This window comes from Amycolatopsis benzoatilytica AK 16/65 (assembly GCF_000383915.1).
GTDB classification, from domain to species: domain Bacteria; phylum Actinomycetota; class Actinomycetes; order Mycobacteriales; family Pseudonocardiaceae; genus Amycolatopsis; species Amycolatopsis benzoatilytica.
In genome coordinates this window covers 5,048,643-5,075,352 of the sequence record NZ_KB912942.1, presented here as the reverse complement: position 1 = coordinate 5,075,352, position 26,710 = coordinate 5,048,643, and the positions used below count along the sequence as shown (strand labels likewise).

General features: G+C 69.5%; 27 protein-coding genes. 13 read left to right on the top strand and 14 right to left on the bottom strand.

Going from position 1 to position 26,710, the window contains the following annotated elements:
- Positions 1–12: 12 nt before the first annotated feature.
- The 13 genes from AMYBE_RS0123315 to AMYBE_RS0123255 all read right to left on the bottom strand — a co-directional run bounded on the left by AMYBE_RS0123315 (position 13) and on the right by AMYBE_RS0123255 (position 13,996).
- On the bottom strand, positions 13–759 hold the full coding sequence (locus AMYBE_RS0123315) for a hypothetical protein (RefSeq protein WP_020661806.1): 747 nt from the start codon (positions 757–759) through the stop codon (positions 13–15).
- A complete protein-coding gene (locus AMYBE_RS0123310) occupies positions 756–1,355 on the bottom strand; it encodes a hypothetical protein (RefSeq protein ID WP_020661805.1) in 600 nt (199 codons plus the stop codon). Before AMYBE_RS0123310 ends, AMYBE_RS0123315 begins: the two co-directional genes overlap by 4 nt.
- On the bottom strand, positions 1,334–2,539 hold the full coding sequence (locus AMYBE_RS0123305) for an MCE family protein (protein WP_020661804.1): 1,206 nt from the start codon (positions 2,537–2,539) through the stop codon (positions 1,334–1,336). The genes AMYBE_RS0123310 and AMYBE_RS0123305 overlap by 22 nt, the downstream gene beginning before the upstream one ends.
- Positions 2,539–3,591, bottom strand: a complete 1,053-nt coding sequence (locus AMYBE_RS0123300) for an MCE family protein (protein WP_020661803.1) — start codon at positions 3,589–3,591, stop codon at positions 2,539–2,541. The genes AMYBE_RS0123305 and AMYBE_RS0123300 overlap by 1 nt, the downstream gene beginning before the upstream one ends.
- The gene (locus AMYBE_RS0123295; RefSeq protein ID WP_020661802.1) at positions 3,588–4,592 is read right to left on the bottom strand and encodes an MCE family protein; all 1,005 of its coding nucleotides are present in this window, start codon (positions 4,590–4,592) and stop codon (positions 3,588–3,590) included. Before AMYBE_RS0123295 ends, AMYBE_RS0123300 begins: the two co-directional genes overlap by 4 nt.
- Positions 4,589–5,572, bottom strand: coding sequence for an MCE family protein (locus AMYBE_RS0123290; RefSeq protein ID WP_027927924.1), 984 nt, complete (start codon positions 5,570–5,572; stop codon positions 4,589–4,591). The genes AMYBE_RS0123295 and AMYBE_RS0123290 overlap by 4 nt, the downstream gene beginning before the upstream one ends.
- Positions 5,569–6,573 carry an MCE family protein gene (locus AMYBE_RS0123285; protein ID WP_020661800.1) on the bottom strand — a complete coding sequence of 335 codons (1,005 nt, stop codon included), beginning with the start codon at positions 6,571–6,573 and terminating at the stop codon, positions 5,569–5,571. Before AMYBE_RS0123285 ends, AMYBE_RS0123290 begins: the two co-directional genes overlap by 4 nt.
- Positions 6,570–7,814, bottom strand: coding sequence for an MCE family protein (locus AMYBE_RS0123280; RefSeq protein ID WP_020661799.1), 1,245 nt, complete (start codon positions 7,812–7,814; stop codon positions 6,570–6,572). Before AMYBE_RS0123280 ends, AMYBE_RS0123285 begins: the two co-directional genes overlap by 4 nt.
- On the bottom strand, positions 7,811–8,653 hold the full coding sequence (locus AMYBE_RS0123275; RefSeq protein WP_020661798.1) for an MlaE family ABC transporter permease: 843 nt from the start codon (positions 8,651–8,653) through the stop codon (positions 7,811–7,813). Before AMYBE_RS0123275 ends, AMYBE_RS0123280 begins: the two co-directional genes overlap by 4 nt.
- A complete protein-coding gene (locus AMYBE_RS0123270) occupies positions 8,653–9,426 on the bottom strand; it encodes an MlaE family ABC transporter permease (protein ID WP_020661797.1) in 774 nt (257 codons plus the stop codon). Before AMYBE_RS0123270 ends, AMYBE_RS0123275 begins: the two co-directional genes overlap by 1 nt.
- 566 nt (positions 9,427–9,992) lie before the next feature.
- Complete coding sequence (locus tag AMYBE_RS0123265; protein ID WP_020661796.1) at positions 9,993–10,796, bottom strand: alpha/beta fold hydrolase; 804 nt, start codon at positions 10,794–10,796, stop codon at positions 9,993–9,995.
- Positions 10,796–11,791, bottom strand: coding sequence for an LLM class flavin-dependent oxidoreductase (locus AMYBE_RS0123260; RefSeq protein ID WP_020661795.1), 996 nt, complete (start codon positions 11,789–11,791; stop codon positions 10,796–10,798). The genes AMYBE_RS0123265 and AMYBE_RS0123260 overlap by 1 nt, the downstream gene beginning before the upstream one ends.
- A gap of 78 nt (positions 11,792–11,869) precedes the next feature.
- A complete protein-coding gene (locus AMYBE_RS0123255; protein ID WP_027927922.1) occupies positions 11,870–13,996 on the bottom strand; it encodes a HelD family protein in 2,127 nt (708 codons plus the stop codon).
- 125 nt (positions 13,997–14,121) lie between these two features.
- Between AMYBE_RS0123255 and rsmD the strand changes: the two genes are divergently transcribed.
- The 10 genes from rsmD (at position 14,122) to AMYBE_RS0123195 (ending at position 22,196) form a co-directional block, all read left to right on the top strand.
- Positions 14,122–14,682, top strand: coding sequence for a 16S rRNA (guanine(966)-N(2))-methyltransferase RsmD (rsmD, locus tag AMYBE_RS0123250; RefSeq protein ID WP_027927921.1), 561 nt, complete (start codon positions 14,122–14,124; stop codon positions 14,680–14,682).
- A 53-nt stretch (positions 14,683–14,735) separates the two neighbouring features.
- Positions 14,736–15,218 (top strand): pantetheine-phosphate adenylyltransferase, encoded by a 483-nt coding sequence (coaD, locus tag AMYBE_RS0123245; protein WP_020661792.1) that lies wholly within the window; start codon positions 14,736–14,738, stop codon positions 15,216–15,218.
- 475 nt (positions 15,219–15,693) lie between these two features.
- Positions 15,694–16,407, top strand: coding sequence for a ribonuclease domain-containing protein (locus tag AMYBE_RS0123235; protein ID WP_020661790.1), 714 nt, complete (start codon positions 15,694–15,696; stop codon positions 16,405–16,407).
- Between the two features lie 150 nt (positions 16,408–16,557).
- Positions 16,558–17,289 (top strand): DivIVA domain-containing protein, encoded by a 732-nt coding sequence (locus AMYBE_RS0123230; protein WP_020661789.1) that lies wholly within the window; start codon positions 16,558–16,560, stop codon positions 17,287–17,289.
- 77 nt (positions 17,290–17,366) lie between these two features.
- Entirely contained in the window at positions 17,367–17,984 is a 618-nt protein-coding gene (locus AMYBE_RS0123225; RefSeq protein ID WP_020661788.1) for a YceD family protein, read from the top strand.
- A gap of 75 nt (positions 17,985–18,059) precedes the next feature.
- On the top strand, positions 18,060–18,242 hold the full coding sequence (gene rpmF / locus AMYBE_RS0123220) for a 50S ribosomal protein L32 (RefSeq protein ID WP_020661787.1): 183 nt from the start codon (positions 18,060–18,062) through the stop codon (positions 18,240–18,242).
- Between the two features lie 14 nt (positions 18,243–18,256).
- Positions 18,257–18,997: a ribonuclease III gene (gene rnc, locus AMYBE_RS0123215; RefSeq protein WP_211226841.1), complete on the top strand. Its 741-nt coding sequence runs from the start codon at positions 18,257–18,259 to the stop codon at positions 18,995–18,997.
- Positions 18,998–19,181: 184 nt separating this feature from the next.
- Entirely contained in the window at positions 19,182–20,036 is an 855-nt protein-coding gene (mutM, locus tag AMYBE_RS0123210; RefSeq protein ID WP_020661785.1) for a bifunctional DNA-formamidopyrimidine glycosylase/DNA-(apurinic or apyrimidinic site) lyase, read from the top strand.
- Positions 20,037–20,542: 506 nt separating this feature from the next.
- Positions 20,543–20,866, top strand: coding sequence for a PadR family transcriptional regulator (locus AMYBE_RS0123200; protein WP_020661784.1), 324 nt, complete (start codon positions 20,543–20,545; stop codon positions 20,864–20,866).
- Positions 20,867–20,972: 106 nt separating this feature from the next.
- Positions 20,973–22,196, top strand: a complete 1,224-nt coding sequence (locus tag AMYBE_RS0123195; RefSeq protein ID WP_020661783.1) for a DUF1700 domain-containing protein — start codon at positions 20,973–20,975, stop codon at positions 22,194–22,196.
- 338 nt (positions 22,197–22,534) lie between these two features.
- Here AMYBE_RS0123195 and AMYBE_RS0123190 read toward each other — a convergent pair whose 3' ends face one another.
- Positions 22,535–23,056, bottom strand: coding sequence for a YflT domain-containing protein (locus tag AMYBE_RS0123190; protein WP_020661782.1), 522 nt, complete (start codon positions 23,054–23,056; stop codon positions 22,535–22,537).
- Positions 23,057–23,301: 245 nt separating this feature from the next.
- Between AMYBE_RS0123190 and AMYBE_RS0123185 the strand changes: the two genes are divergently transcribed.
- The 3 genes from AMYBE_RS0123185 to AMYBE_RS0123175 are packed head-to-tail and all read left to right on the top strand — an operon-like array spanning position 23,302 to position 26,709.
- A complete protein-coding gene (locus AMYBE_RS0123185; RefSeq protein WP_020661781.1) occupies positions 23,302–24,648 on the top strand; it encodes a glutamine synthetase family protein in 1,347 nt (448 codons plus the stop codon).
- Positions 24,629–25,342: a gamma-glutamyl-gamma-aminobutyrate hydrolase family protein gene (locus AMYBE_RS0123180; protein WP_027927920.1), complete on the top strand. Its 714-nt coding sequence runs from the start codon at positions 24,629–24,631 to the stop codon at positions 25,340–25,342. Before AMYBE_RS0123185 ends, AMYBE_RS0123180 begins: the two co-directional genes overlap by 20 nt.
- Positions 25,339–26,709 (top strand): aldehyde dehydrogenase family protein, encoded by a 1,371-nt coding sequence (locus tag AMYBE_RS0123175; protein ID WP_020661779.1) that lies wholly within the window; start codon positions 25,339–25,341, stop codon positions 26,707–26,709. The genes AMYBE_RS0123180 and AMYBE_RS0123175 overlap by 4 nt, the downstream gene beginning before the upstream one ends.
- Position 26,710: the final 1 nt, after the last annotated feature.

Here is a 26,710-nt window from a genome sequence, read left to right as displayed (position 1 = left end):
GGAACTATTTTTTCAACGGGGTACGAGATCGGTGACGAACCAGGTTCCGGCTATTCGCTGCGCAGTGACGGACAGTTGCGCGGCGGCGGTCTCCGGAGTGACGGAATTCCCCCGGGCGGCGGACTGGTCGAGGAAAACGAGCAACTGTGCGCGGTCCCCGGAAAGCTGCTGCACCGAGGTGGCGGAGACCCGGGAGGTGAGGATGAGTTTCTGTTCCGGGGCCATCTTCCGCACCTGCGCGAAGAGTTTTTGGTAGGAATCGCGCGCTCGGCCGCGCAGGACAGTGGCGGCGGCGTTTTCGGTGACATCGGTTTTGTCGTAGGAGTAGGAGAAGATCTGGTTCAAGGCGAGGCTGACCGCGGCGGCGACGTCGGCGGTGGCCGGCTGGTCGGTGAGGGCGCGATTCGCGGCGGAGCCGGTCGCTGCGGCGGAGTGGGTTTCGACGGTGCACCAGGTGCCGGCAGCGGCGAGGAGGACGGCAAGGGACAGGAGAATCGCGGGCAGGCGGCGGGGGTGCGGGACGGTTGGCGCGGGAGTTGGTCCGGCGGTGGAACGATCGTCGGCGGCGAGACTGGCTGGCGTGGGGGTTGGTCCGGCGGTGAAACGATCGTCGGCGGCGAGACTGGCTGGGGTGGGGGTTGGTCCGGCGCCGGAAGCGTCGTCGTCGGCGGCGGGACTGGCTGGCGCGAGGCGGGCTCCGGACCGACTGACCGGCTCGGCCAGCTTTCGCGAGACCCGGCGGGGCGGCGAGCTCTTCACGATCCGGCCACCCCCAGCTGGTCGAGCGAGCTGAGTTTCCAGCCGGACGCGGTGCGGGTCATCGTGGCGGACAGGCGGGTGCGGCGGGCGGGTTGTGCCGCACCGTCCTTGGTCACGGCGATTTCCACCGACGCGAGGAGTTTCGCGGTGCCCGCCTCCGCGTTCAGGTCGGACAGCCCGGCGTCCAGGACGTGACCGGTCGTCGCGGGACCGGACGGCGGGGCGGTGCTGGCCAGCGAGACCTGCAAGGCGCCGGTGGTTGCGTCTCGCCAATGCGCCAAGTCCTGGTCCCGCTGCTGGGGGTCGAAGGTCGTGACGGTCGCGATCAGGGTGCGGCCGGCGGCGACTGCCTCGTCCCGGGTGGCGCCTCCGGTCGACGCGGGAGCCGTCGCAGCGGCGTGCCAGGACCAGGCCGACCAGGCGGCGAACGCGGCCGCCAGGGCCAGGGCGGCTCCGGTGACCCAGGTCAGGGTGCTCCGCGGCGAGCGCGCTTGCCGCGGAGCGTCGGCGGCTCGGCCGTCAGGTTCGGCCGGGGCAACCGCGTCGTCGCGGTGCGGCTCCGATGTGACCTCAGTCAGTTTCCCCGGCGCAGCCACAGCATCTCCTCCAGATCGGTCGACGTCGGGATGCCGTCGGCGGCCGTCGGCAGGCCGCCGGGGCGGGCCGGGGCCGGGACGCCGGCGTGCGGCGCGTTCTGCGAGCCGCGGACCGACGTCGGGTTCCCCGTGGGCAGGGTGCAGGACGCGGCGGTGTCGAACGGGAGCACTGGCAGGTCCCGGCTGCTGCGGACGGGCGTTCCCTCGTATCCCTTCCGGCACGGCGGCGGGTCCCAGAACGTCAGCGCGAGCGACATCTTCCCGCCGTCCGGGGTGATCGAGGCCGATGTCGAAGCGACCGTCTTCGGCAGAGTCACCAGCAGCTGTTCCAAGCCGTCCGTGCGGGCGCTGAAAACCTGCGCGGTGGTCAAGAGGTTCGCCATCAGGATCGGCAGTCCGGGGCTGGTGTCCCGGAGCAGGCCGGACACCTGGGTCGCGGCGGGCGGGGCACTGGCGATCAGCTGCCGCAGATCGCCGTCGGAGGAGGCCAGTTGTGCGGCGAACAGGTGCGCGTTACGGCTGAAATCTCGCCAGGCCGAGGACGAGTCGACTTGGGTTTTCAGCACCGTCGAGCCGTCGTTGACCAGTTTCGTCGTCTGCGGCAGGTGGGCGGAAGCCGAATCGGTGAACGATTTCGCCGTGTCCATCAGCACTTGCAGGTTCGGGCCGGTGCCCTGCAACGCGGTGTCCAGTTCGTTCACCACGGTACGCAGATCGGCGGTCGGCACCGACGCGGTCAGGGAGTCCACATCGGACAAGAAGGTCTGCACGGGCAGCGGCAGCGTGGTCGCGCCGCGCGGGATGACGCTGCCGTCTTCCAGGTACGGGCCGCGGTCGGTCGAAGGGCGCAAATCGACGTACTGCTCGCCGACGGCGGAGCGGTTCGCGACGAAAGCCCGCGAGTTCGCCGGAATTCGCGGGGCCGAGTCGTTCAGCAGCAAGTCGGCTTCCATGCCCTGTTCGGTCAGCCGCAGCTGGCCGATCCGGCCGACCGCCACTCCGCGGTAGGTCACCTCGCCGTTGGTGAAGATGCCGCCGCCTTCGGCCAATTCCAGCCGGACGGTGTAGGCGCCGACGCCGAACAGCCGCGCGATGCCGGCGTATTTCGCCCCGACGATCGAGGTCGCGGCCAGCGCGACGATCACGAACGCGATCACCTGGATCCGGACCCGTCGAGTCAGCATCAGTTGCCTCCGGACGGCAGCAGCAGGGCCGGCAAGCCCGGGGGCACGCCTTGTCCGGGCGGCGGGAGCTGGACGTCGGCACCGGGCAGCAACGTCGCGTAGACGTTCAAGTAGTCGCCCTTGAGCGCGTCCAGCACGGGGTCGGTGAACGGGAACGTCGGCAGGATCTCCAGCGCCTTGGGCAGATTCGACCCGGCGTCGGCGAGCCGGTGCAGGATCGGCGCCAGCGCACGGAGGTCGGCGGCCAGGTCGTCGCGGCTCTTGTTCGCGACGTTGGTGGCCACCCCGGACAGCTGGTCCATCGACTGCAGCATGGTCACCAGCTGCGGGCGCTGGTCGGTGAGGGTTTTCAAACCGGGAGTCAGGTCGGTGAGGGCGTCGGCGATCTGCTTGTTCCGATCCGCCAGCGAGGACGACAGCCGGTCGAGCCCGTCCAGCGCATCGGTGATGTCCTTGCGGTGCGTGTCCAGATTGGACATCAGGTCGTCGACGCCGCGGAGGAAGCTGCGGATCTCCTCTTCGTTGCCGTCCATCGCCTTCGACAGTTCCTTGTTGATCGTCTGCAGCTGGCCGATGCCGCCGCCGTTGAGCAGCAGCGACAGCGCGCCGAAGATTTCCTCGAACTCCGGGTTGCGGTTGGTCCGCGACACCGGGATCACCGCGTCCGCGCCGAGCTGCCCGGACGCGGGGCCGTCCGGCGGTGCGAGTTCGACGAATTTCTCGCCCAGCAGCGAAGACTGCCGCAGCCGCGCGACCGCGTTCGCCGGCAGGCGTACGTCGCCGTTCACCGCCAGCACGGTTTCGGCGGTCCAGCCGTCTTTGCCCAGCCGGATCGACTGCACCCGGCCGACCGGGACGTCGTCCACCTTGACCGCGGCCTGCGGAACCAGGTCGAGGACGTCCGCGAACTGCACGGTGACCTGGTAGGGATGCGAGCCGAGGTCGGCACCGCCGGGCAGCGGCAGGTCGTACACGCCGTGGAAGCCGCTCGGTGCCGCGCAGCCGGCCAGCACGGACAGGGTCAACGCCAGGATCGTCCGTCGCGCTTTCATCGGCCGCCTCCGGTGGCCGCCACGGCCGAGGCGGGCAGCGGGAAGTAGTCGAGCAGGTCGGAACGGCCCTGCAGGCGTCCGGTGGCCGGGTCGAAGGAGTTCTGGACGTTCTGCACGGCCAGCGGTGCGACGTCCAGCGCTTCGGCCAGCGAGGCGCGCTGGTCGACGAGCGTCCGGGTCGTCCCGGCCAGCTTGTCCACATTGGACTTGATGGACGCCCGGTTGTCCCGGAGGAATGCTTGCACCGAGGCGAGCGCGGTGCCAAGCGAGCGCAGCGCCTCGGACAGTTCGCCGCGATTCGCCGCGAGCGTGCCGGACACCTTGGCCAGCTGCTGGTTCACCTCGCCGACCTGGTGATCGTTCGTGGCGAGCATGGTGGTGAACTTCTGCAGCTCGTCGACGGTGCCGAACAGGTCCGAGGAGTTGCCCGCCAGGGTGCGCGCGAGCTGGGCGAAGTCGCGGACCGAGGTGTTGAAGGCCTTGCCGTTGCCGTTCAGGTTCGCCGCGCCGGTGCGCAGGAGGTCGGACAGTGCGCCGTCGGCGTTCGCGCCGTTCGGGCCGAGCGCTTTGCTCAGCGTGTCCAAGCTGGCGTACAGCTGGTCCAGCTCGACCGGAGTGCCGGTGCGGTCCCGGCCGATCACCGCGCCGTCGCTCAGCCGGGGCCCGGTGCGGGCGAGTTTGCCCAGCTGGACGTAGCGGTCCGCGACCACGCTGGGCGCGACTACCAGCGCGGTCGTGTCGGCGGCGACCGCGACATGCGGGTCTACCGACAAGTCGACTCGGACCTGGTCGCCCTGCGGTACGACCGCGGTGACCTCGCCGACTTTCACGCCGAGCACTCGCACGTCGGATCCGCTGTAGACACCGACGGCCTGCGAAAAGTACGCCGTGACGCGGTACCGGCCGGAGCCGGAGAACACCCACCACAAGACGCCGCAGATCACCAGCGCCAGTACCAAGGCGAAGGCGACCAACCGGCCTGCCCGAGTGCTGGCGGTCATTTCGCGCCTCCCAGCGGCGGTGTGCACGGATCGCGGTTTTCCGGGATCAGGCCGCACAGGTAGGTGTCGATCCAGCGGCCGTTGCCCGCGGTGTTGTTCACCACGCGGAAGTACGGTCCGGCCAGCTGGAGGCTCTTGGCGAGGTTTCGGTCCTGCCGTTGCAGCAAGTCGGTTACTTGGTCGAGCTGCCGCAGTGCGGGAGCGAGCTGCGCGGTGTTGTCCGTCACGAGACCGGACAGCTGCTTGGCCAGCGCCTGTGCGCCGACGAGCAGCTCGTGGATCGAGTCCTTGCGCCGGTCGAGTTCGGTGAGCAGCAGGTTTCCGTCGTTGACGAGCTTTTCGAAGTCGTCGTTCGAATTGGCGACCGTGGTGGTCAGTTTGCGGGCGTTGGCCAGCAGTTCAGCGATTTCGCGGTCCCGCGAGGACACCGTTTTCGACAGCGCGCTGAGCCCGTCGAGCGCCGTCCGGACATGCTGCGGCGAGTTGCGGAAGGTGTCGCTGATCGTGGAGAAGCTGGCCGCGAGCTGGTTGGTGTCGATCGCGCCCACGGTGTCGGCGAGGCCGTTGAACGCGTCCGTCACGTCGTACGGGGTCACCGTGCGGCTGCGCGGGATCGGCCGGCCCGGGTCTTGCTCGCCGCGGCCGGCCGGGTCGAGTGCCAGGAATTTCCGGCCCAGCAGCGTCTTGATCTTGATCTGCGCCGAGGTCTGGTCGCCCACCCAGGCGTCCTTGACCCGGAAGCTGACCAGCACGTGGTCGTCGTCCAGGTCCACCCGGGACACCTCGCCGACCTTGATCCCGGCGATCCGCACCTCGTCGTCCGCCTGCAATCCGGCTGCCTCGGTGAACTCGGCCTGGTAGCCGGTGCCGCCGAGGAACGGCAGGTTGCGGTAGTTCAGCGTGCCGGTGAGCACCGCTGCCAGCGCGACGCTGCCGATGACCCCCAGCACGAGCGGGTTGCGCTCCCGGAACGATTTCACGCGCCGCACCTCGCCGCGGTCGCCGGGACCCCGCGCGGCGGCGAGGACCGCAGCGTCGAACTGCACAGGTAGAAGTTCATCCACGAGCCGTACGAGCCGATCCGGCCGATGCCGTTCATCTTCTCCGGCAGCGTGGTCAGGAACCGGTCCACGTCGGCCTTCCCCTCGTTCAGGTTCTGCGACAGCCGGTCCAGCCCGGCGATGCTGTCCTTCAGCCCGGGCCGGATCTCGGTGAGCAGGCCGGACGTGGACTGGGTCAGCTCGGCCAGCCCGGACACCGCGTCGCCGATCGCGGTGCGGTCGCCGGCCAGGCCGGACACCAGTTGCCGGAGCGTGGACACCAGGGTGGCGAGCGCGTCTCCCTTGCCGTTCACGGTCTTCAGCACCGAGTTCAGGTTGCCGATCACCTGGCCGATCACCCGGTCGCGGTCGGCCAGCGTGCTGGTGAGCGACCCGGTGTGCGCGAGCAGTTCGGTCACCGTGCCGCCTTCGCCCTGCAGCACCTGGACGATCTCGCCGGACAGGTTGTTGACGTCCTTCGGCGACAGCGCCTGGAACAGCGGCTTGAAGCCGTTGAACAGCTCAGTCAGGTCGAGTGCGGGGGTGGTGCGGTCGAGCGGGATTTCGCCGCCGGGCGGCAGCACGCCGGTGCCGGTGCCGCTGCCTCGTTCCAGCGCCAGATAGCGCTGCCCGACCATGTTGCGGTACTTGAGCACCGCCAGCACGTCGGCGGGCACGGTCCGGCCTTCCTCCAGGGAGAACTCGACGTGCGCACGGTTGTGGCCCACCACGTCCAGGCTTTCGATCTGGCCGACTTTCACCCCGGAGATCCGCACGTCGTCGCCGACGTTGAGTGAGGTGGCGTCGGTGAAGGTCGCGCCGTACCGCTGGCCGCCGCCGACCGAACCGCCGGTGATCGAGAAGGCGAGCACGACCGTCGCGAGTGCGGTCACGAGGATGAAGAGCAGGCTTTTGACCAGGGGAGCGGCCAGGTTCCTCACTTCGCCGTCACCTCCGTTCCGCGGTAGAGCGGGCCGACGAGCACACTGCTCCAGGTGGGCACGTCGGACGTCGCGAGTCCGAGGGCAGGCGCGATCAGCGGAGCCAGGAACTGCTGCTCCTGCGGGGAATTCGCGATGCCGAGGTCGCCCTTGGCCGAAGGCGCCACCGCCGGTGTTCCGGCGTTCGGGACCACCCCGCTCGGGTAGCACCTCGGCCCGCTCTTCTCGGTGTAGGCAGGCGCGTCCTTGCCGGGAATGTATTTCCCGCGCGGCTGCGACACGGTGATCTCGACGTGCAGCCCCGGCTCCTTCGTGCCCGCACCGAGGACCTTGTCCATGCTCGGCTTCAGGTCGGTCAGCGCCTGCAGGGTGCACGGGAAGCTGGGGGAGTACTTCGCGCCGATCTCCAGCGGGCGGCGGCTGTCCGCGGACAGCGCGATGAGGTTGTCGCCGTTCTGCCGAAGGAAGGCGGTGAGATCCTGCGACGACGTTGTGACCTGTTGGTACAGCGAGCCGAGGTCGGTGCGCTTCGCGTTGACGGTGCCCAGGGGGACTGCCGAATCGGTGAGCGCGTTCAGCAGATCAGGCGCGATGTCGCCGTACAGCCGGGTCACCGTCGCGAGATCGCGGACGTTCCGGTCCAGCCGCGGCAGGTTCGGGTTGAACTTCCGCAGGTAGTCCGCCGCGGTGGCCAAGGTCTGCCCGAGTTGTTCGCCCCGGCCCTGCAACGCGGTGGCGACGGCGGTGAGCGTGGTCGCCAGTTTTTGCGGCTGCACGGCTTTCAGCACCGGCAGCAGGTTGTCGAAGACCCGTTCCAGCTCGATCGCGTTCGCCGAGCGGTCTTGGGAAATCACGTCGCCGGGGCGCAGCGGGCGCGCTCGATCGGCGTCCGGAATGGACAGTTGCACGTACCGTTCGCCGAAGAGGGTTTTGGGCACCAGCAACGCGGACACGTTCTCCGGCAGCCACCGCACCTTGTCCGGCTCCAGCGCCAGCGCGATCTCCGCACCGCCGGGCACCGCGCGTACGCCGCGGACCTCGCCGACCACCACGCCGCGCGCCTTTACCTGACCGCCGGCTCGCAGCTGGTTGCCGACCCGGTCCGCCTTGAGCGTCACCGGCACGGCGGTGGTGAAGTCCTTGTCGTAGACCTTCACGGTGAAGAGGACGAACGCGGACAACGCGGCCAGGAACAACACTCCGGCGACGCGGACTTTGGTCTTCTGCAGCCGTCGGCTCATCCGGCCACCTGCACGGTCGTCGTCGCGCCCCAGATCGCCAGGCTCAGGAAGAAGTCCAGGACGCTGATCGCGACAATGGCGGTCCGTACCGCGCGGCCGACCGCGACGCCGACGCCGGCCGGCCCGCCGCTGGCACGGAACCCGTAGTAGCAGTGCGCGAGCACCACCACGACGCTGAACACCAGCACCTTTCCGAACGACCAGAGCACATCGCCGGGCGGCAGGAACAGCAGGAAGTAATGGTCGTAGGTGCCCGCGGACTGGCCGAATCCCCAGACGGTGATCTGCCGGGACGCGAGATACGACGAGAGCAGGCCCACCGCGTACAGCGGGATCACCGCGACGAATCCGGCGATCACCCGCGTGGTCACCAGGTACGGCACGCTCGGGATGCCCATCACTTCCAGCGCGTCGATTTCCTCGGAAATCCGCATCGCGCCCAGTTGCGCGGTGAAGCCGCAGCCGACCGTCGCCGACAGGGCCAGCCCGGCCACCAGCGGCGCGATCTCCCGGGTGTTGAAGTACGCCGAGATGAACCCGGCGAACGCGGACGTGCCGACCTGGTTCAGCGCCGAGTAGCCCTGCAACCCGACCACGGTGCCGGTCGCGACGGTCATCCCGACCATCACGCCGATCGTCCCGCCGATCACCGCCAGCGCGCCGCTGCCGAAGCTCACCTCGGCCAGCAGCCGGACGATTTCCCGCAGGTACCGGCGCAGTGCGCGCGGCGCCCAGCCGAGCGCGCGCAGGAAGAACAGGATCTGGTCGCCGAGGGTGTCGAGGAAGCCGAGCCTGCGGTCGACGGCGTCGAGCAGCCGGGCGGGGGTCCGGGTGGCCATCAGCTTCCCTTCGGCGGCACGAGCTGGAGGTAGACCGTGGTGAGGATCAGGTTCAGCACGAACAGCAGCAGGAAGGTGATGACGACGGACTGGTTCACCGCGTCGCCGACGCCCTTCGGCCCGCCGCGCGGGTTGAGGCCCCGGTACGACGCGACGACCGCGGCGACGAAGCCGAACAGCAGCGCCTTGATTTCGCTGATCCACAGGTCGGGCAGTTGCGCCAGCGCGGAGAAGCTCGCCAGGTACGCGCCCGGCGTGCCGCCCTGCATGATCACGTTGAAGAAATAGCCGCCGAGGACGCCGACCACGCTGACCATGCCGTTCAGGAACACCGAAACGCCCATCGCGGCCAGCACCCGAGGCACGATCAGCCGCTGGATCGGCGAAACGCCCAGCACCTCCATCGCGTCGATTTCCTCGCGGATGGTGCGCGAACCGAGGTCGGCGCACATCGCGCTGCCGCCCGCCCCGGCGATGAGCAGCGCGGTGACGATCGGGCTGGCCTGCTGGATGATCGCCAGCACGCTCGCCGCGCCGGTGAACGACTGCGCGCCGATCTGAGTGGTCAGCGAGCCGATGTGCAGCGCGATCACCGCGCCGAACGGGATGGACACCAGCGCGGTCGGCAGGATCGAGACGCTCGCGATGAACCAGAACTGCTGCACGAGTTCGCGGAACTGGAACGGGCGGCGGAAGGCCAGCCGGACGACGTCGAGTCCCAGCGCGTAAAGCCGGCCGGTCTGGCGCAGCGCCGCGGCACCGGGAATCGCCATCGCCTGCCCTCCCCGCTATTTTCGGACACGGCGGAATACCCGTCGAACGCCGTCGTTCCGGTTGCTCCGAATGGCGGTGCGCGTCCGGGAGAAAGCGTGTCCGGGGTTACCGTGCGGTTTGATTACTGATCAGTACGCTAACGAGAGCCCTGCCCGCAGACAAGAACTTGGCACTCCGGGACCGGTCACGGCCTGGTAAAACCGAAATTCTTGTACGGTTCTGACAAGTGTGCGGAATGCGCTTGTCGAACTGCGCGAATAATTTTCCGGGGCGGTGCATTCGGCGCTTCGGTCCATTGTGGGCGGCCGGGCTGGCGAGACCGGCGGCACGGCGATCGAGTACTTTCCCGCCGACGGTGGCCGCCTTCCGCGCCGTTCCGGTATGAGGACGAACTGCTCGCGGTGCTCGACCGCTTCGGCATCGAGCAGGCTGGGCTGGTCGGGCTCAGCACGGCGGAAGACGCCGTCGGCCACCTCGCGCGGGTCACCCGGCGCACGACTGGAGATCGTGCCCAGGGCCGGCGATTACCTGCCGCTGCGCGCCCCGGAACGGCTGATCGACCTGATCAGCGCGCCAACCACCGGTACAGCGCCGCGGTGAGCGCTTCCGGCGCGTCGAGCTGGACGAGATGCCCGGCGGACGGGACGAGTTCCAGCCCGGCGCCCGGGATCATCCCGGCGAGCCGGTGCGCGCGGTCGACTGGAATCCAGGTGTCCTCGGCACCCCACACGACCAGCGTCGGCAGGCTGACGTCCCGGTACCGCGGCTCGATCTCGTCGGTGTAGCGCTGCTCGGCTTGGGCGATCTGCCGGTAGAACGCCGCCTGCCCGGCCGGACCGAGCCACGGCCGCACGAGCAGGTCGTGCGCCTCCGCCGGCAGCGGACGATATGCCGCGCCGGCGATGTACTCGCGGACCAGCGCCTCGTGCAGATTCGGCGGCAAGGCCGCGAACACAGAGGCGTTTTCGGCGACCAGGCGGAAGAACTCCGACCCCCACGGCGCCAGCGCGACGACGTCGACCAGCGCCAGCGATCGGTAGGCCGCGCCGTGCAACAGATAAGCCCGCAGGCTGACCGCGCCGCCGTAATCGTGCGCCACCACGTCGGGCTCTTCGAGGCCCCAGTGGTCCAGCAGCGCGGCGAACGTCTCGCCCTGCGCGGCCAACGAGACATCCTGGCCCTCGGCCATCGTGGAACTGCCGTAACCCGGCATATCCCACAGGTAGACGGTGAAGTCCGGCGCGAAGGCCGCCGCGATCGGCGCCCACAGCTTCGACGACCACGGGGTGCCGTGGCAGAACACGAGCGGTGGCCCCGAACCCTGCCGGGACCACCGCACCTGCTGCCCGCGCCAGGCGAACGTCTCCATCAGCGCTTGAGGTCGGCGACGATCTCGTAGGAGCGCACCCGGTCCTCGTGCCCGTGGACCATGGTGGTGATCATCAGCTCGTTCGCGCCGGTGTCGGCCAGCAGCTGGTCCAGACCCTTGCGAACGGTCTCCGGGCCGCCGACGATGCTCGACCCGAACCGCTCGGCCAGGAACGACCGGTCCATCTCGGTGTACGGGTACTCGGCCGCGTCCTCCGGCGTCGGCAGCGCGATCGGGCGGCCGCGGCGCAGGCTGAGGAAGGTCAGCCCGCTCGGCCCGGCGAGGTATCGAGCGCGCTCGTCGGTCTCGGCGGCGATCACCTGCACGCCCAGCATCACGTACGGCTCGGAAAGCACTTCCGACGGCTGGAAGTTCTCCCGGTACAGCCGCACCGCCGGCAGCGTGTTCTCGGCCGCGAAGTGGTGCGCGAACGAGAACGGCAGACCCAGCCGGCCGGCCAGCTGCGCGCTGAAGCCGGACGAGCCGAGCAGCCACACCGGCGGCTTGTTGCCCTCCGCGGTGACCGCGTTGACGCCGCGCGCCGGGTCCGGTTCGAAATAGGAGATGAGCTCCATCAGGTGCTCCGGGAAGTTCTCCGCGGACAGCCCGCCCGGCCCGCGCAGCGCGAGCGCGGTGCGCTGGTCGGTGCCCGGCGCGCGGCCGATGCCCAGGTCGATCCGGCCCGGGTGGAACGCCTCCAGCGTGCCGAACTGCTCGGCCACCACGAGCGGCGCGTGGTTGGGCAGCATGATGCCGCCGGAGCCGACCCGGATCGTCTCGGTGGCATCCGCGACGTGCCCGATCAGCACCGCCGTCGCCGAGCTGGCGATGCCTGGCATGTTGTGGTGCTCGGCGAGCCAGTACCGGTGGTAGCCCAGCCGTTCGGCGTTGCGGGCGAGGTCGAGGGTGTTGCGCAGCGCTTCGCCGACCCCCTTCCCCGCGGAGACGGGGGACAGGTCGAGCACGGACAGCGGCACGTCAGGCAGGGAAGTCACGTACAGCGGTAACGCACGCGACCCCGATTCCCTTCCCTCCGCTCGGGTGGCTATGCCGGTTCTGACCGGCACCGGCGCTCACGAGGACGCGGGCAGCCAGTCCGGGTTCGAGGCCAGCACGACCAGTTGCTGCGTCGCCCGGGTCAGCGCGACGTACAGCACTCGCCGGCCGGTGGACGACTCGGTGACCAGGTCCATCGGTTCGACCAGCACGACCGCGTCGTACTCCAGGCCCTTCGAATCGAGGCTGCCGACCACCTTCAGCCGCTCGTCGGTCTGCCCGGCGAACCAGCCCTCGACCTCCTCGACGCGGTCCATGGCGGTGATCACGCCCACGGTCCCCTCGACCGCGCCGAGCAGTTCCTTCGCCGCCGCCTGTGCCGCGGTCGCCAGCGCCGCCGGGTCGGCCGGCCGCACCTCCGGCTCGATCCCGGTGGTGCGCACGGCCTTCGGCAGCTCGTCCGCCTGTGCGTGCCCGACTACTACCTTCGCCGCCAGATCGAAGATCTCCGCCGAGTTCCGGTAGTTCGTGCGCAGCGTGTAGCGGCGGCGCGCGGTCTTGACGCCGAACGCCTGGTCGCGCGCCTGCGCCGCCTCGGCCGGGTCCGGCCAGGAACTCTGCACCGGGTCGCCGACCACGGTCCAGCTCGCGTACTTGCCGCGCCGGCCGACCATCCGCCACTGCATCGGCGAAAGGTCCTGAGATTCGTCGACGACCACGTGCGAGTACTCGTCGTAGTGCTCCGGGCGGTGCGTCGAGGCCCCGTTGCTGCCGCGTTCCGGCGCGGCTTCGACCACGGTCTGCCGGCGGCGGCGCTTCGGCTCCGGGCCGACCAGCACGCGCAGCTCGTCCAGCAGCGCCACGTCGGCCACCGTCCAGCCGCGCGAGCGATCCGCGAAATCGGCCGACAGGAGGCTGATCTCGTTCCGGCTCAGGATGCCCTTCGACACCGCGGCCATCCGCTTCTCGGCGCCGAGCCACTTGAGCACCTGCGCTGGGTACAGCACCGGCCACCAGACCACGAGGAAGCGGTGGAACTCGATGCGCTCGCCGAGATCGGTGATCAGCTCTGCGCGGTCGACCTCCTTGCCGTCCGCCTTCGCGTACTCCTCGGCCTTGTCCGCGAGCGCGCCCAGCAGCAGCTCCGCGGCGCGTACGCGCGAACGGTTCGGCGGAGCGCCGTGCGTGTGCGCCTTGCGCCGCACCTTGTCCAGCTCGCGAGCGTTGAGCTTCAGCACTTCGCCGCGGTAGACGATCTTCATCTCTGTCGGCGCTCCGGGCGGCGTGTCGCGCAACGCGCGCAGCAGCACCTTTCGCATCCGAAGCGAGCCCTTGATCGCGGCCAGCGCGGCGGTGTCCTGCCGAGTCGCTTCAAGCCCGTCGAGCACTTCGCCCAGCGCGCGCAACTCGACGTTCGTCTCGCCCATCGACGGGAGCACGCGCGAGATGTACGTGGTGAAGACGCCCGAGGGCCCGATCACGAGCACGCCCGCGCCGCCGAGCTGACGGCGGTGCCGGTACAGCAGGTACGCCGCGCGATGCAGCGCGACCGCTGTCTTGCCGGTGCCCGGACCGCCGGTGATCTCTGTGACACCGCGCCACGGCGCGCGGATGACCTCGTCCTGTTCCTTCTGGATCGTGGCGACGATGTCCCGCATTTTCTCGCCGCGCGAACGGCCGAGCGCGGCCATCAGCGCGCCCTCGCCGACGATCTGCATGTCTTCGGGCACCGCGTCGGCGATCAGCACGTCGTCGTCCACGTCCAGCACGGTCTGCCCGGAGCAGCGGATCACCCGGCGGCGCACGACGTCCATCGGTTCTTCCGCGGTGGCCTGGTAGAACGCGGCGGCGGCGGGCGCGCGCCAGTCGGTGACCAGGTTGTCGAACTCGGTGTCGCGGATGCCGAGCCGCCCGACGTAGATGTGCTCCTGGTCCCGGTGGTCGAGCCGGCCGAAGACCAGGCCCTCGTACTCGGCGTCGAGCGTCTGCAGGGTCTGGTTCGCGTGGTAGACCATCATGTCGCGCTCGAACAGCATCGACGCCTGCTCGAAGATCGCCTCGCGCTGGGCCCCTTGGCCTAGCTCGTAGCCCTTCGCCCGCATCGCCTCGGCTTGGGTCCGCAGCTCGGCGAGGCGGGTGTACACCCGGTCGACGTGGGCCTGCTCGACGGCGATCTCAGCCCGTCTCACCCGGGGTTCCGACACGCAACGCTCCCTTGAACCAGCTCGCTCCGCCTCCGGAGGGCGAATGACGACTCTACGCGCCCGCGCGCGCGGGTTCGGCATGTCCTGGCCAACGCCACACCGGGACCGTCGGCGAAGATGGCCGGGTGACGAGGATCGTGGCGGGCAAGGCCGGCGGACGGCGGCTCAAGGTGCCGCCCAAGGGCACCCGGCCGACGTCGGAGCGGGTACGGGAAGCGTTGTTCAACGCGCTGGAAGTAGCCGGTGAGCTGGACGGCTCCCGCGTGCTCGACCTCTACGCCGGCTCCGGTGCGCTCGGCCTCGAAGCGCTCTCGCGGGGTGCTGCGGACGCGTGGTTCGTCGAAGCGGACCGTCGCGCCGCAGACGTGCTTCGCGGCAACGTCGCCGAGTTGCGGTTGGGCGGCACAGTCCGGCACAGCAGTGTCGAGGCGGTCGTCGCCGTGCCTTCGTCAGTGCAGTTCGACCTGGTGCTCGCAGATCCGCCGTACGCCGTCGGCGCTGCTTCGCTGGGCACTGTGCTCGCGTCTCTGCACAGTGGCGGCTGGTTGACCGACGGCGCGCTGATCGTGATCGAGCGCGCGACGCGCGACGGAGCCCCGGACTGGCCGTCGTCGTTCAAGCCGCTTCGCGACAAGCGCTACGGCGACACTGCGCTCTACTGGGCGGAGTACGCGCCCGAGGTGTGACGCAATAGTCACGAGAGAGCGCGCGACGTCGGGGCTTGATAGCGTTCCGCGCCATGCGGCGTGCGGTCTGTCCCGGCTCTTACGATCCGGCCACCAACGGACATCTCGACATCATCGAGCGGGCCTCGGTGCTCTTCGACGAGGTAGTCGTCGCGGTGGGGGTGAACAAGAGCAAGAAGGGCCTGTTCAGCGTCGAGGAACGCATGGAGATCCTGCGCGAGATCACCGCGAAGCTGCCGAACGTGCGCGTCGACTCGTGGCACGGCCTGCTGGTGGACTACTGCCGCGAAAACGACATCGCGGCCGTCGCGAAGGGCCTGCGCTCGGTCAGCGATTTCGACTACGAGCTGCAAATGGCCCAGATGAACCGCGAGCTCACCGGGCTCGAGACGCTGCTGATGGCGAACAACCCGGCGTACGGCTTCGTGTCCAGCTCGCTGGTCAAGGAGGTCGCCGCACTCGGCGGCGACGTCAAGAACCTGGTGCCGCCGGTCGTGCACGAGCGGCTGCTCGCGATCTACCCGAAGCGCGACTGAGGCTTTCGCCCGAAACGTCCGTGAAGGGCCCCTTGGGGGACTTGGATTCCGTGAGGGGCCCCTTGGGGGACTTAGATTCCGTGAGGGGCTCCTTGCGGGACTTGGATTCCGTGAGGGGCTCCTTGCGGGACTTGGATTCCGTGAGGGGCTCCTTGCGGGACTTGGATTCCGTGAGGGGCTCCTTGAGGGACTTGGGTTCCGTGAGGGGCCCCTTGCGGGACCTAGATTCCGTGAGGGGCCCCTTCCGGGACCTAGATTCCGTGAAGGGCTCCTTGGGGGACGTAGATTCCGTGAGGGGCCCCTTCACGGACCACCGCCAGGGCCGGTGATCGAGATCCCGGACGGCGCGGTCCGCCAGTCCGGCGGCCGGTTTTAGCCTGAACGGATTACTGCCTTCGTCGGGACTTCGGCCTCGGGCCGAGACTGTTCACCTCGCGGCATTCTTCCGGCCGCCGCCGCGGGTTACCGTCCGAAAATGACCAACAACCGCAGCCGAATTGTCGGTGTCCTTTTCGCACTGCTGGTCGGTTTCCTGGGGATTGGCACGGCCGCGGAGGCTGTCCCGCTTCATCAGGCAGCCCCGGCGTCCGCGCTGCAGAACTCCTGTGGCGACCTGTCCGGCTACACCCACGTCAAGCTGTCCGCGCTGCCGAAGGAAGCGACGGACACCTACAACCTCATCCAGTCGGGCGGGCCGTTCCCGTACCCGAAGAACGACGGGGTCGTGTTCACGAACCGCGAGGGCGTCCTGCCGTCCTGCTCGGCGAGCTACTACCACGAGTACACGGTGATCACCCCCGGCGCGCCGACCCGCGGCACCCGTCGGATCGTCACCGGTCAGGGCGGTGAGTACTTCTACACCGGCGACCACTACGCCACCTTCCAGGTCATCGACGTCGACGGCGGCGGCAGCACCGCCCAGTGCGGCGACCTGTCCAAGCTGAAGGGCGTCGGCTACTCGACCCTGTCCGCCGAAGCCAAGCAGGTCGTCGACGGCGCCCGGGCCGGCACCCTCGGCACTGGCAAGACCTACGAGAACCGCGAGGGCGTCCTGCCGTCGTGCGCCTCCGGGTACTACACGCTCTACCCGGTCGGCACCAACGACCGGGTGATCGCCGGCAACGGCGGCGAGCTCGCCTACACCCCGGACCGCTACTCGACCTTCGAACGGATCGACCTCGGCTCCTGATCAAGCGCGGCGGGAGCGGTACCACCAGCGGGTGAGCCGCTCCCGCCGGCCAGGCGAGGACACGCCCGGTCGGGTGCGCGTTCACCGGTTCAGGCCGCAAAGCGGGCAGACTGGAGCCAGTGATCGGGGAAACTGCTTGAGGGAGTTGCCGTGTACCGGGTTTTCGAGGCACTCGACGAGCTCGTGACGATCGTCGAAGAGGCCCGTGGTGTTCCCATGACGTCCAGCTGCGTGGTGCCCCGCGGCGACGTCCTCGAGCTGCTCGACGACGTCCGCGACGCGCTTCCCGGCGAGGTCGACGACGCGCAGGACGTTCTCGACAAGCGCGACGACCTGCTGCTGGCCGCCCGGAAAGAGGCGGGGGAGACCGTCGCCGGGGCCAACGAGGAAGCCGAGCGGACGGTGTCGGACGCCACGTCCGAGGCCGAGCGGATCCTCGCCGACGCGCGCGCCCGCGCCGACCAGATGCTGGGCGACGCGCACGCGGAGGCCGAGCGGATGGTCGCGGCCGGGCAGGCCGAGTACCAGAACCTCACCGAACGTTCCCGCGCCGAATCGGACCGGATGGTCCAGGCCGGCCGGGACGCCTACGACCGCGCGATCGAAGACGCCCGCGCCGAGCAGGCCCGGCTCGTTTCGCAGACCGAGGTCGTGCAGGCCGCGCACGCGGAATCCGCGCGGATCGTGGACGAGGCGCACGCCGAAGCGGACCGCCAGCGTGCCGACTGCGACGCGTACGTGGACGGCAAGCTCGCCGAGTTCTCCGAGCTGCTGGCCACCACGCTGCGCACGGTCGACTCCGGGCGCAACCACCTGCGGTCGCCGTCGACGAGCCTCGGCAGCGGCGGCGGGCGCTCGACGCTGTACGACTACCAGGTCTGAGGTTTTCGCCCGCCCTCGCGTGCCGCTGGCCCGGCCGCCTCGAAAGGGGCGTGCGGGCCTGCGTACGCTGGTAGGCGATGTCCGAAAACCCTGCCCAGAACCCCCGCCCGGCGCAGCTCGACGACCGCAGCCCGTGGGTGGTCGACACCCGTGAGCTCGGCCGCCGCGCGGGACTCAGCCGCGAGCTGAGCCGCAGCGCGCCGGTGCCGACCGCGCTCGGCGTCCCCGGCGTGCTCGAGATCCCCGCGGGTGCGCCGGTCGAACTCGACCTGCTGCTCGAATCCGTCGTCGAAGGCGTGCTCGTGAGCGGCACCGCCACCGCCACCGCGACCGGCGAGTGCTCGCGCTGCCTCGACCCGCTGACCGAAGAGGTCGAGGTCGAGCTGACCGAGCTGTTCGCCTACCCCGGTTCGGTGACCGAGGAGACCACCGACGAGGACGAGATCCCGCGCCTGGTGGACGACCGGATCGATCTTGAACCGACCGTCCGCGACGCCGTCGTGCTGGCGCTTCCGCTGGCTCCGCTGTGCCGGGAAGACTGCCCCGGGCTCTGCGTCGAATGCGGTGTCAAGTGGGCCGATCTCGAGCCCGGACACGGGCATGAGAAGATAGATCCTCGGTGGGCCGCGCTGGTCGAGCGATTCGACGAAAACGCGGGCGATAAGCCTGCGCACGGCTCCGGAGAGCAAGCCTGACGAGCGTCCAGCTCGATCCGGGAGAAGAAAAGTTCGCTCGCGTCCGCGAGCAGACCGTTTGAAGGAGATCTACTCGTGGCCGTCCCGAAGCGGAAGATGTCGCGATCCAACACGCGCTCCCGCCGCAGCCAGTGGAAGGCGGCTCCGGTTCAGCTGGTGCCCTGCTCCAACCGCGCCTGCCGCCAGCCGAAGCTCCAGCACATCGCCTGCCCGGCGTGCGGCCAGCACAACGGCCGCCAGGTCGTCGAGCCCGCCTGAGCGGGCAGCCGATCATGGGGGGTAAGTCCGTCGGAGGACCCACGGCCGATCCCGCCGCATTGCTCGAGGCGCTCGGGGTCGATCTCGACCCCGAGCTGCTCCGTCTTTCGCTCACCCACCGCTCGTACGCGTACGAGCAGGGCGGCCTGCCGCCGAACGAGCGACTGGAGTTCCTCGGCGACGCGGTGCTCGGCCTGGTCGTCACCGACCACCTCTACACCACCCACCCCGACCTGCCCGAGGGCCAGCTCGCGAAGCTGCGCGCCAGCGTCGTCAACATGCACGCGCTGGCCGGTGTCGCGCGCGGGCTCGGCGAAGGCGGGCTCGGGGCGCACCTGCTGCTGGGCAAGGGTGAAGAGCTCACGGGCGGCCGGGACAAGGCGAGCATCCTCGCCGACGGTCTCGAGGCCGTGATCGGCGCCGCGTATCTCGCACACGGCATCGAGGTCGCGCGCAAGCTCGTGCACCACCTCTTCGACGGGTTGCTGGCCGAGGCTCCGCTGCGCGGGGCCGGCCTCGACTGGAAGACCAGCCTGCAGGAGCTGACCGCGTCCGCCGGTCTCGGCGTGCCCGAGTACCGGGTCGAGGACAGCGGTCCGGACCATCGCAAGGAGTTCACCGCCACGGTGCTGGTGGCGGGGCGGGCGCTGGGTTCGGGCACCGGGACCACGAAGAAAGAAGCCGAGCAGAAGGCGGCGGAGACTGCCTGGCGGTCGCTGTCGGAAGAACTCGGCACGGGGGACGACGCCAGCTGAGGCGTTTCCTTGGTCGTCGCCGGAGCCGGCGAGGGCTGGGGAGCTGGTTCAGCGGCGCGGAACTACGTGTCGTGGTCCGGGAAGGGCCTCTGGAGAGAATCTAGGTCTCTCCAGAGGCCCTTCCTGGTTTTCTGTGCGGGCGGGCGGTCCCGGAATTGTCGGTGGGGCCGGGCAGAATGTGGTCATGCCCGAGTTGCCTGAGGTCGAGGTTGTTCGCGTCGGCCTGGCCGCGCATGTCGCCGGCCGGACTGTGCGAGATGTGACGGTGCTGCACGATCGCGCGATTCGCCGTCATGCCGAGGGGCCCGCGGATTTCGCCGGGCGGCTGGCTGGCGTCACCATCGAGGCCGCGCGGCGGCGCGGCAAGTACCTGTGGCTCGACCTGGCGCACGGCGAGGCCGTCATCGCGCATCTCGGGATGAGCGGGCAGATGCTGGTGCAGCCCGCGGACGTGCCGGACGAGAAGCATTTGCGCGTGCGCGTCCGGTTCGCCGACGGCGGGCCGGAACTGCGGTTCGTGGACCAGCGGACGTTCGGCGGGCTGGCTCTCGACGAGCTGGTCGAGGTCGACGGCGATTCGGTTCCGCGCACCATCGCGCACATCGCGCGCGACCCGATGGATCCGAAGTTCGACCTGGAGGCGGCGGTGCGCGCGTTGCGAGCGCGCCGTACCGAGGCGAAGCGCGCGCTGCTCGACCAGACGCTGGTGTCCGGAATCGGCAACATCTACGCGGACGAGGCGTTGTGGCGTTCGAAGCTGCACTGGGCCCGGCCCACCGAGAAACTCACTGCGGCACAAGGCCGAACACTGCTCGGCGCGGCGACTGACGTGATGGCGCAGGCGCTCAAAGTCGGCGGGACCTCATTCGACGCGCTCTATGTGAACGTGAACGGGGAGTCGGGGTACTTCTCGCGGACGTTGCAGGCGTACGGGCGCGAAGGCGAGCCGTGCACCCGGTGTGCGACTCCGATCAAGCGGGAGTCCTTCATGAATCGCTCGTCGCACTTCTGTCCTCGGTGCCAGCGGCGGGCTCGCTGATCCCGGCGGGCGGTCGGGTGGTGAAGATCGAGTGCCGTCACCGCGACGGCGAGCGGGCAGCCGCGGAGTTGGCCGATCCGTCAACCGCTGCTGGGAACCCGTGGCTTCTCTGCCTGCCGGGGTGACTTCAGCGTTCCGCCCGCGGACGCGGGGAATGCCAAGCCAGCCGTCGTGATCGCGAGCGTCAGCCAGGCGAGCCAATCCCGGAACCGGGTGTGGACGGCCTTCCTCAAGGCGGGCTGGAACGTCGGCGACCACTGACGTGAACGGGGCAGGGCCGCCAGTGCGGCTTCGGCCACGACTCGGCCGGATCCGTCCGACAGCCTGCCTGCTTGGGTCCCGGCGTCCGGCAGCCTGCCTGCTTGGATCCCGGCGATCGGCAGCCTGCCTGCTTGGGTCCCGGTGATCGGCACGAACGGGCATCGGCACCGCCGTTCGGCCGTCCGCCGTGCGCACTACTGCGCTATGCGTGGTACCTTCTGTCCCGCAGGACTGGGGAGGACGCCGTGGAAATCAGTCAGCTGCTCAAAGGAGTGCTGGACTTGGCGGTGCTGGCAGTGCTGCGCGAAGGCGACGGGTACGGCTATGACGTGCTCCGAAGACTTCGCGTCGCCGGCCTGGAGGAGGTCGGGGACGCATCGGTGTACGGCACGCTGAGGCGGCTGTACAAGGCGGGTTTGCTCACGTCGTATGTGGTGCCGAGCGAGGAAGGTCCGCACCGCAAGTACTACAGCCTGAACGATCCGGGCAGGCAGCGGCTGGCCGAATCGGTCCGGACCTGGCGCAGCTTCGCGTCCATTATGGACGGTTTGGTGGCGGAAACGGCATGAGCGCTCGAAGGCGGCGGCTCGGTCCCGGCGGGAGGGCCGGATCGGGTGCGCGGGGCAAGGCGGAACCGCGGAGGCACGTCCGCGGCACGAATCGGGGAGAGTCAGCATGAGTACGGACAAGTCCACGGCCGTGCGGGTGTACCTGGCGCGGGTGCGCACCGCCCTCGCGGATCTGCCCGCGGCGGAGGTCGAGGAGCTGCTGGCGGACGTCCGCCCGCACCTGAACGAGATCGAGGCGGAGCTCGGCGCGAACGCGACCGTCGACGATCTCGCCGCGCGTCTCGGAACGCCGGAGAGTTATGCGGCCGAGCTGCGCGCCTCTGGCGGCTATCCCGCGGCGCCGGAGACCGCGGTCGTCCCGGACGCGGCCTCGGCGGGCACGGCAGTGCTCGTCAAACCGAATCTGCTCGGCCCGCGCCTTGCCTTGTGGGGCTTGCTGTTCACCGCGTTCGGGGTGGCGTTGGTCGGCTTCTACGCGGCGCTGCGCGCGGACGCCGAAGGACTGGCCGGGATGATGATCCTGGTGCCGGTCTTCGCGGTGAGCGTCGGCTTCCTGCTGCACCACGGCATCGAGTCGGTGCGCAGCCTGCCGGAGGTGAACCGCGCCAAAGCGATCGCCAAGGCGATGCGAGAAGACAAATCGGCGGACCGCGTGGTCGCCTACCTGAGTTCGCTGAAGCCGGCGTGGTGGGTGGTCTGCGCGCTGGTGCTGGTGGGCTTCGGGCTGCTGCTGATGGTCCGGCAGCGGCACGCGATCCTGCTGCTGCCGTTCCTGGCCGTCGTCGCCGGCCTGGTGCTGTGGGCCGGTCCGAGGATCAAGACCGACGCCCGCCTGCTGTGGCTCGCGGTGCCGGTGTCCGCGTTCGTGGTCGGCGGGGCGTTCGGAGGTGTCGGCGCGGGCTTCGGCCTGGTCGCGAACCACACGTACGCCTCCGGTTCGCATTCGTCCTATGACGGTCCGACCTACTACGACGGCGAGCTGCGCTACGGCACCTACCGGGTGAACAACGTCTACGCCTTCGACGCGAACGGCAAGCCGTTGCAGAATGTCTACCTCTACGACGACCGCGGCCGCCCGCTGACGATCACCCGCTACGGCTGCGAAAAGGACACCGGGACCACCAAGGCCATCGGCGACGACAACGAATTCCCGCGGCCGCAGCTCATCCAGGGCACTCAGGACGACCGCGGAAACGTCAACGGCTACAACGCCTACCGGGACTACTGCCGCGAGGAACCCGGTGTCCCGTTCGCCGCCGCGATCCCGAAGCCCCCGGCCTCGTCGTCCGCCCCCGCGACGCCGGCCAGTCCCGCTCCGCCCACGAAGTAACCGCGAATCCGGGCTGCCGAGACGCCGAACCCGGTGCGATGGCTTGCCGCGCACCGGGTTCGGCGTCGAGTCGGCAGGATGGCTTCCCGGCCGATCTGCCGCTGACCGACGCCGCCGATGCAAGCACTCGCGACGGCGGTTTGGCGTGCTCCGAGCCGCGACCGGCAGTTGCCGCGTCACCGTGCGGCGGGTGCCGAAGGCCAACTGGGCGTCTCGGCGGCCAGGTCCGGAACGCTCAGCCGGGCTTCCCGGGCTCCCGCGCCGCCAGGTCCGGAACGCGAAACCGGGCGTCCCGGCCATGCGGCCCGGACGCCCGGTGGGGGCGAGTTGCGGGAAACTCAGTGGTTGAACGCGGACCGCGCGGCCAGATCGGCCAGCAGCTCGCGCCCCTTCTCCGCGTTGCGCGGCTGCGACAGCACGTCGTACCGCTGCGCCACCAGCTGGCTCTGCGAGATGAACCCGCGCTTGTTCCGGTTCGCGGCATACCCCAGCGCCCCGAACGCGACATTGAACACGATCCCGGCCGCCAGGCCGAGCACGATCACCAGCATTCCCCCCGCCGGGTTGAGCAAGCTCAGCACCAGCCCCAGGAACAGCCCGAACACCGCACCCGACATCGCCGCCGAGCTCAGCATCCGACCCCAGGTCATCCGGCCCGCCACGCGTTCCACGAGCATCGGCTGCACGCCGACGATCGTCACGTCGGCGACCGGGAAGTCAGCGTTCGCGAGGTGGTCGACGGCCCGCTGGGCCTGCTCGTAGGACTCGTACGACCCGATCGGCCACCCAGTGGGCAGCGTGGGGAGCTGCGGCCGCGCCTGCTGCTGGCTGAACGTGGTCTGCGTGAATGCTTCAGTCATCCCTCTCACCTCTCTTGCCCGGTCCAACGCACGAGGCGGCGGATTTGGTCCCGGACGCACCCGATTCACAGTATCTTCTCAGCCGGGCAACCCGGACATAGCCGACGCCCGCCGGTGGCAGCGCGGTTAATGGATCAAAAAAATACCTTTTAGCGGATTGACCCCGACGGCACCTCCAGGTAGGAAGAACCCGCAAAGGACCTGATCCGAACCTTTGGGGCGGTGTGATGGCAGTCAGGCGAGGAATGCTCACGCTCGAAGCTCTGCGCGAACGGGTGACGGCCGGCACGATCGACACGGTGCTGGTCGCGATCACCGACATGCAGGGGCGGCTGCAGGGAAAACGTTGTTCGGCGGAGTACTTCCTCGAAGAGGTGGCGAGCCACGCGACCGAGGCGTGCAACTATCTGCTCGCGGTCGACGTCGACATGAACACCGTCGACGGCTACGCGGTGTCTTCCTGGGAAAGCGGCTACGGCGACTTCGTGCTCCGCCCGGACTTCTCGACGTTGCGCGAGATTCCGTGGCAGGAGGGCACCGCGCTGGTCCTCGCGGACGTCGAACGGGTGGAAGGCGGACCAGTGTCCGTCTCGCCGCGTCAGGTGCTGCGCCGGCAGCTCGACCGGCTCGCCGAGCACGGGCTCGTCGCGTACGCGGGCACCGAACTCGAGTTCATCGTCTTCGACGAGAGCTACGAGTCCGCGTGGGACAAGCGCTACCAGAACCTCAAGCCCGCCAACCAGTACAACGTCGACTACTCGATGCTCGGCACCGCGCGGATCGAGCCGCTGCTGCGCCGCATCCGGAACGAGATGGCCGGCGCGGGGCTGTACCCGGAGTCGGCGAAAGGCGAGTGCAACCCAGGCCAGCACGAGATCGCCTTCCGCTACACCGAGGCGCTCGCCACCTGCGACAACCACGGGATCTACAAGAACGGCGCGAAAGAAATCGCCGCGCAGGAAGGCAAAAGCCTCACGTTCATGGCGAAGTACAACGAACGCGAGGGCAACTCCTGTCACATCCACCTCAGCCTGCGCAGCAAGTCCGGCGAAGCGGTGCTGCCCGGTGATGGCGAGCACGGCTTCTCGAAACTGATGCAGCACTACCTTGCTGGTCAGCTCGAAGCGCTGCGCGAGCTGACCTACTTCTTCGCGCCGAATATCAACTCTTACAAGCGTTACGTTCGAGGAAGCTTCGCACCGACTGCGATCGCGTGGGGCCACGACAACCGCACGTGCGCGTTGCGCGTTGTGGGCCACGGCGACGGGTTGCGCGTCGAGAACCGCGTACCCGGCGGAGACGTGAACCCGTACCTCGGTGTCGCCGCGATGGTCGCCGCAGGGCTGTACGGCATCGAGAACGAACTGCCGTTGGAGCCGGAGTTCGTCGGTGACGCGTACGGATCCGACAAGCCCCGCGTGCCGTCGACGCTCGCTGAAGCCGAAGCCGCGCTCGACGGCAGCCGTATCGCACGACATGCCTTCGGGGACGACGTGGTTGACCATTACCTCAACGCCGCGCGGATCGAGCGCGAGGCGTACGACCGAGCTGTGACCGACTGGGAGCGCATCCGTGGTTTCGAACGACTCTGACCCACCCGTCATCGGCCTCAGCATGTACTCGGAGCAGGCGAAGTTTCTCGCCTGGGACACCGAAGCAACACTGCTTCACCGCGCGTACGCGGACAGCGTGGTCGCGGCGGGCGGGATCCCGGTACTGCTGCCTCCGGTCTCCACTGCGTACGACAAGCTCGTCGAACGCATTGACGGCCTGGTCCTCACTGGTGGCGCGGACGTTCAGCCCAGCCGCTACGGCCAGCAAGCGCACCCGAAGACCTACACCCGCGAGGCGCGCGACGCGTTCGAGTTCGGCTTGTTCGAGGCAGCGCGCGCAGCGGGCAAGCCAGTGCTCGGCGTTTGTCGCGGGCTGCAGGTGATCAGTGTCGCGCTCGGCGGCACGCTGACGCAGCATCTGCCGGAAACTCTCGGCGGCACCGCGCATCAACCGGCCCCGGCGACCTTCGGCGCCAGCACGGTGCGCTTGGTCGACGGCACCCGCGCGGCGGCGATCCTCGGCTCGGAAACGAAGGTCCAGTGCTACCACCACCAGGCGATCGACCGGCTCGGCGCCGGGCTGGTCGCCTCCGGGCACGCGGCCGACGGCACCGTCGAGGCCGCGGAGCTGCCGGGGGAGTTCGTGCTCGGCGTGCAGTGGCACCCGGAGCAGGACATCAGCGACGTCCGGCTGTTCGCCGCCCTGGCGGACGCCGCGCAGGAGGGTAAATGACCGAGACCGTATTCGACGTGCGCAACCCGGCCACCGAGCAAGTGGTGCGCCAGGTCGAGCTGACCACGCTCGCGCAGACCGACGCCGCGATCGCCCGCGCGCAAGCCGCGTTCCCGGCCTGGCGGGACGTCGCCCCGGGCGACCGGGCGAGGCTGCTGCGCCGGTTCGCCGACGCGGTCGAGGGGGACCTGGAGAACCTCGCCCGGCTGGAGGTCGAGAACTCCGGGCACACCATCGGCAACGCCCGCTGGGAGGCGGGCAACGTCCGCGACCTGCTGGAGTACTCCGCGGGTGCGCCGGAACGGCTGCTGGGCAAGCAGATCCCGGTCGCCGGCGGCATCAACGTGACCTTCCACGAGCCGCTCGGCGTGGTCGGGGTGATCGTGCCGTGGAACTTCCCGATGCCGATCGCCGGCTGGGGCTTCGCGCCGGCGCTGGCCGCGGGCAACACGGTGGTGCTCAAGCCCGCCGAGCTGACCCCGCTCACCGCGCTCCGGCTGGCCGAGCTGGCCCGCGAAGCGGGGATCCCGGACGGCGTCTTCCAGGTGCTGCCGGGCAAGGGATCCGTTGTCGGGCAACGGTTCGTGACGCATCCCGCGGTGCGCAAGGTGGTGTTCACCGGCTCCACCGAGGTCGGCAAGCAGGTGATGGCCGGCTGCGCGGCGCAGGTCAAGCGGGTCACCCTGGAGCTGGGCGGCAAGAACGCGAACATCGTGTTCGCCGACTCCGATCTGGAGAAGGCCGCCGCCACCGCGCCGTACGGCGTGTTCGACAACGCCGGGCAGGACTGCTGCGCGCGGTCGCTGATCCTGGTGCAGGACACCGTGTACGACCGGTTCCTGGAACTGCTGGAACCCGCGGTTCGGGGCGTCGTCGTCGGGAACCCGGCGGACGAGGCGACCGAGATGGGTCCGCTCATCTCGGCCGGCCACCACGCCAAGGTCGCCTCCTACGTCACCGACGAGACGCCGGTCGCCTTCCGCGGCAGCGCGCCGGCCGGGCCGGGCTACTGGTTCGCGCCCACCGTCGTGCTCCCGTCCGGGCTGGACGACCCGCTGGCCCGGGACGAGATCTTCGGCCCGGTCGTCGCGGTGGTCCGGTTCCGCGACGAGGACGAGGCGGTCCGGATGGCCAACGGCACCGACTACGGACTGTCCGGCTCGATCTGGACCCGCGACGCCGGCCGGGCGTTCCGGGTCGCCCGCGGCGTCGAGTCGGGGAACCTGTCGGTCAACTCGCATTCGTCGGTCCGATACTGGACCCCCTTCGGCGGCTTCAAGCAGTCCGGGCTCGGCCGCGAGCTCGGCCCGGACGCGGCAGCCGCCTTCACCGAGACCAAGAACGTCTTTCTGAGTACGGAGAACTAGA

Bases quoted from the DNA above. Each gene is read 5' to 3' on its own strand.
- AMYBE_RS0123305 (WP_020661804.1), bottom strand. From the start codon at position 2,539: ATGCTGACTCGACGGGTCCGGATCCAGGTGATCGCGTTCGTGATCGTC.
- AMYBE_RS0123300 (WP_020661803.1), bottom strand. From the start codon at position 3,591: ATGAAAGCGCGACGGACGATCCTGGCGTTGACCCTGTCCGTGCTGGCC.
- AMYBE_RS0123295 (WP_020661802.1), bottom strand. From the start codon at position 4,592: ATGACCGCCAGCACTCGGGCAGGCCGGTTGGTCGCCTTCGCCTTGGTA.
- AMYBE_RS0123280 (WP_020661799.1), bottom strand. From the start codon at position 7,814: ATGAGCCGACGGCTGCAGAAGACCAAAGTCCGCGTCGCCGGAGTGTTG.
- AMYBE_RS0123275 (WP_020661798.1), bottom strand. From the start codon at position 8,653: ATGGCCACCCGGACCCCCGCCCGGCTGCTCGACGCCGTCGACCGCAGG.
- AMYBE_RS0123270 (WP_020661797.1), bottom strand. From the start codon at position 9,426: ATGGCGATTCCCGGTGCCGCGGCGCTGCGCCAGACCGGCCGGCTTTAC.
- AMYBE_RS0123265 (WP_020661796.1), bottom strand. From the start codon at position 10,796: ATGGAGACGTTCGCCTGGCGCGGGCAGCAGGTGCGGTGGTCCCGGCAG.
- coaD (WP_020661792.1), top strand. From the start codon at position 14,736: ATGCGGCGTGCGGTCTGTCCCGGCTCTTACGATCCGGCCACCAACGGA.
- AMYBE_RS0123235 (WP_020661790.1), top strand. From the start codon at position 15,694: ATGACCAACAACCGCAGCCGAATTGTCGGTGTCCTTTTCGCACTGCTG.
- AMYBE_RS0123225 (WP_020661788.1), top strand. From the start codon at position 17,367: ATGTCCGAAAACCCTGCCCAGAACCCCCGCCCGGCGCAGCTCGACGAC.
- rnc (WP_211226841.1), top strand. From the start codon at position 18,257: ATGGGGGGTAAGTCCGTCGGAGGACCCACGGCCGATCCCGCCGCATTG.
- mutM (WP_020661785.1), top strand. From the start codon at position 19,182: ATGCCCGAGTTGCCTGAGGTCGAGGTTGTTCGCGTCGGCCTGGCCGCG.
- AMYBE_RS0123195 (WP_020661783.1), top strand. From the start codon at position 20,973: ATGAGTACGGACAAGTCCACGGCCGTGCGGGTGTACCTGGCGCGGGTG.
- AMYBE_RS0123190 (WP_020661782.1), bottom strand. From the start codon at position 23,056: ATGACTGAAGCATTCACGCAGACCACGTTCAGCCAGCAGCAGGCGCGG.
- AMYBE_RS0123185 (WP_020661781.1), top strand. From the start codon at position 23,302: ATGCTCACGCTCGAAGCTCTGCGCGAACGGGTGACGGCCGGCACGATC.
- AMYBE_RS0123175 (WP_020661779.1), top strand. From the start codon at position 25,339: ATGACCGAGACCGTATTCGACGTGCGCAACCCGGCCACCGAGCAAGTG.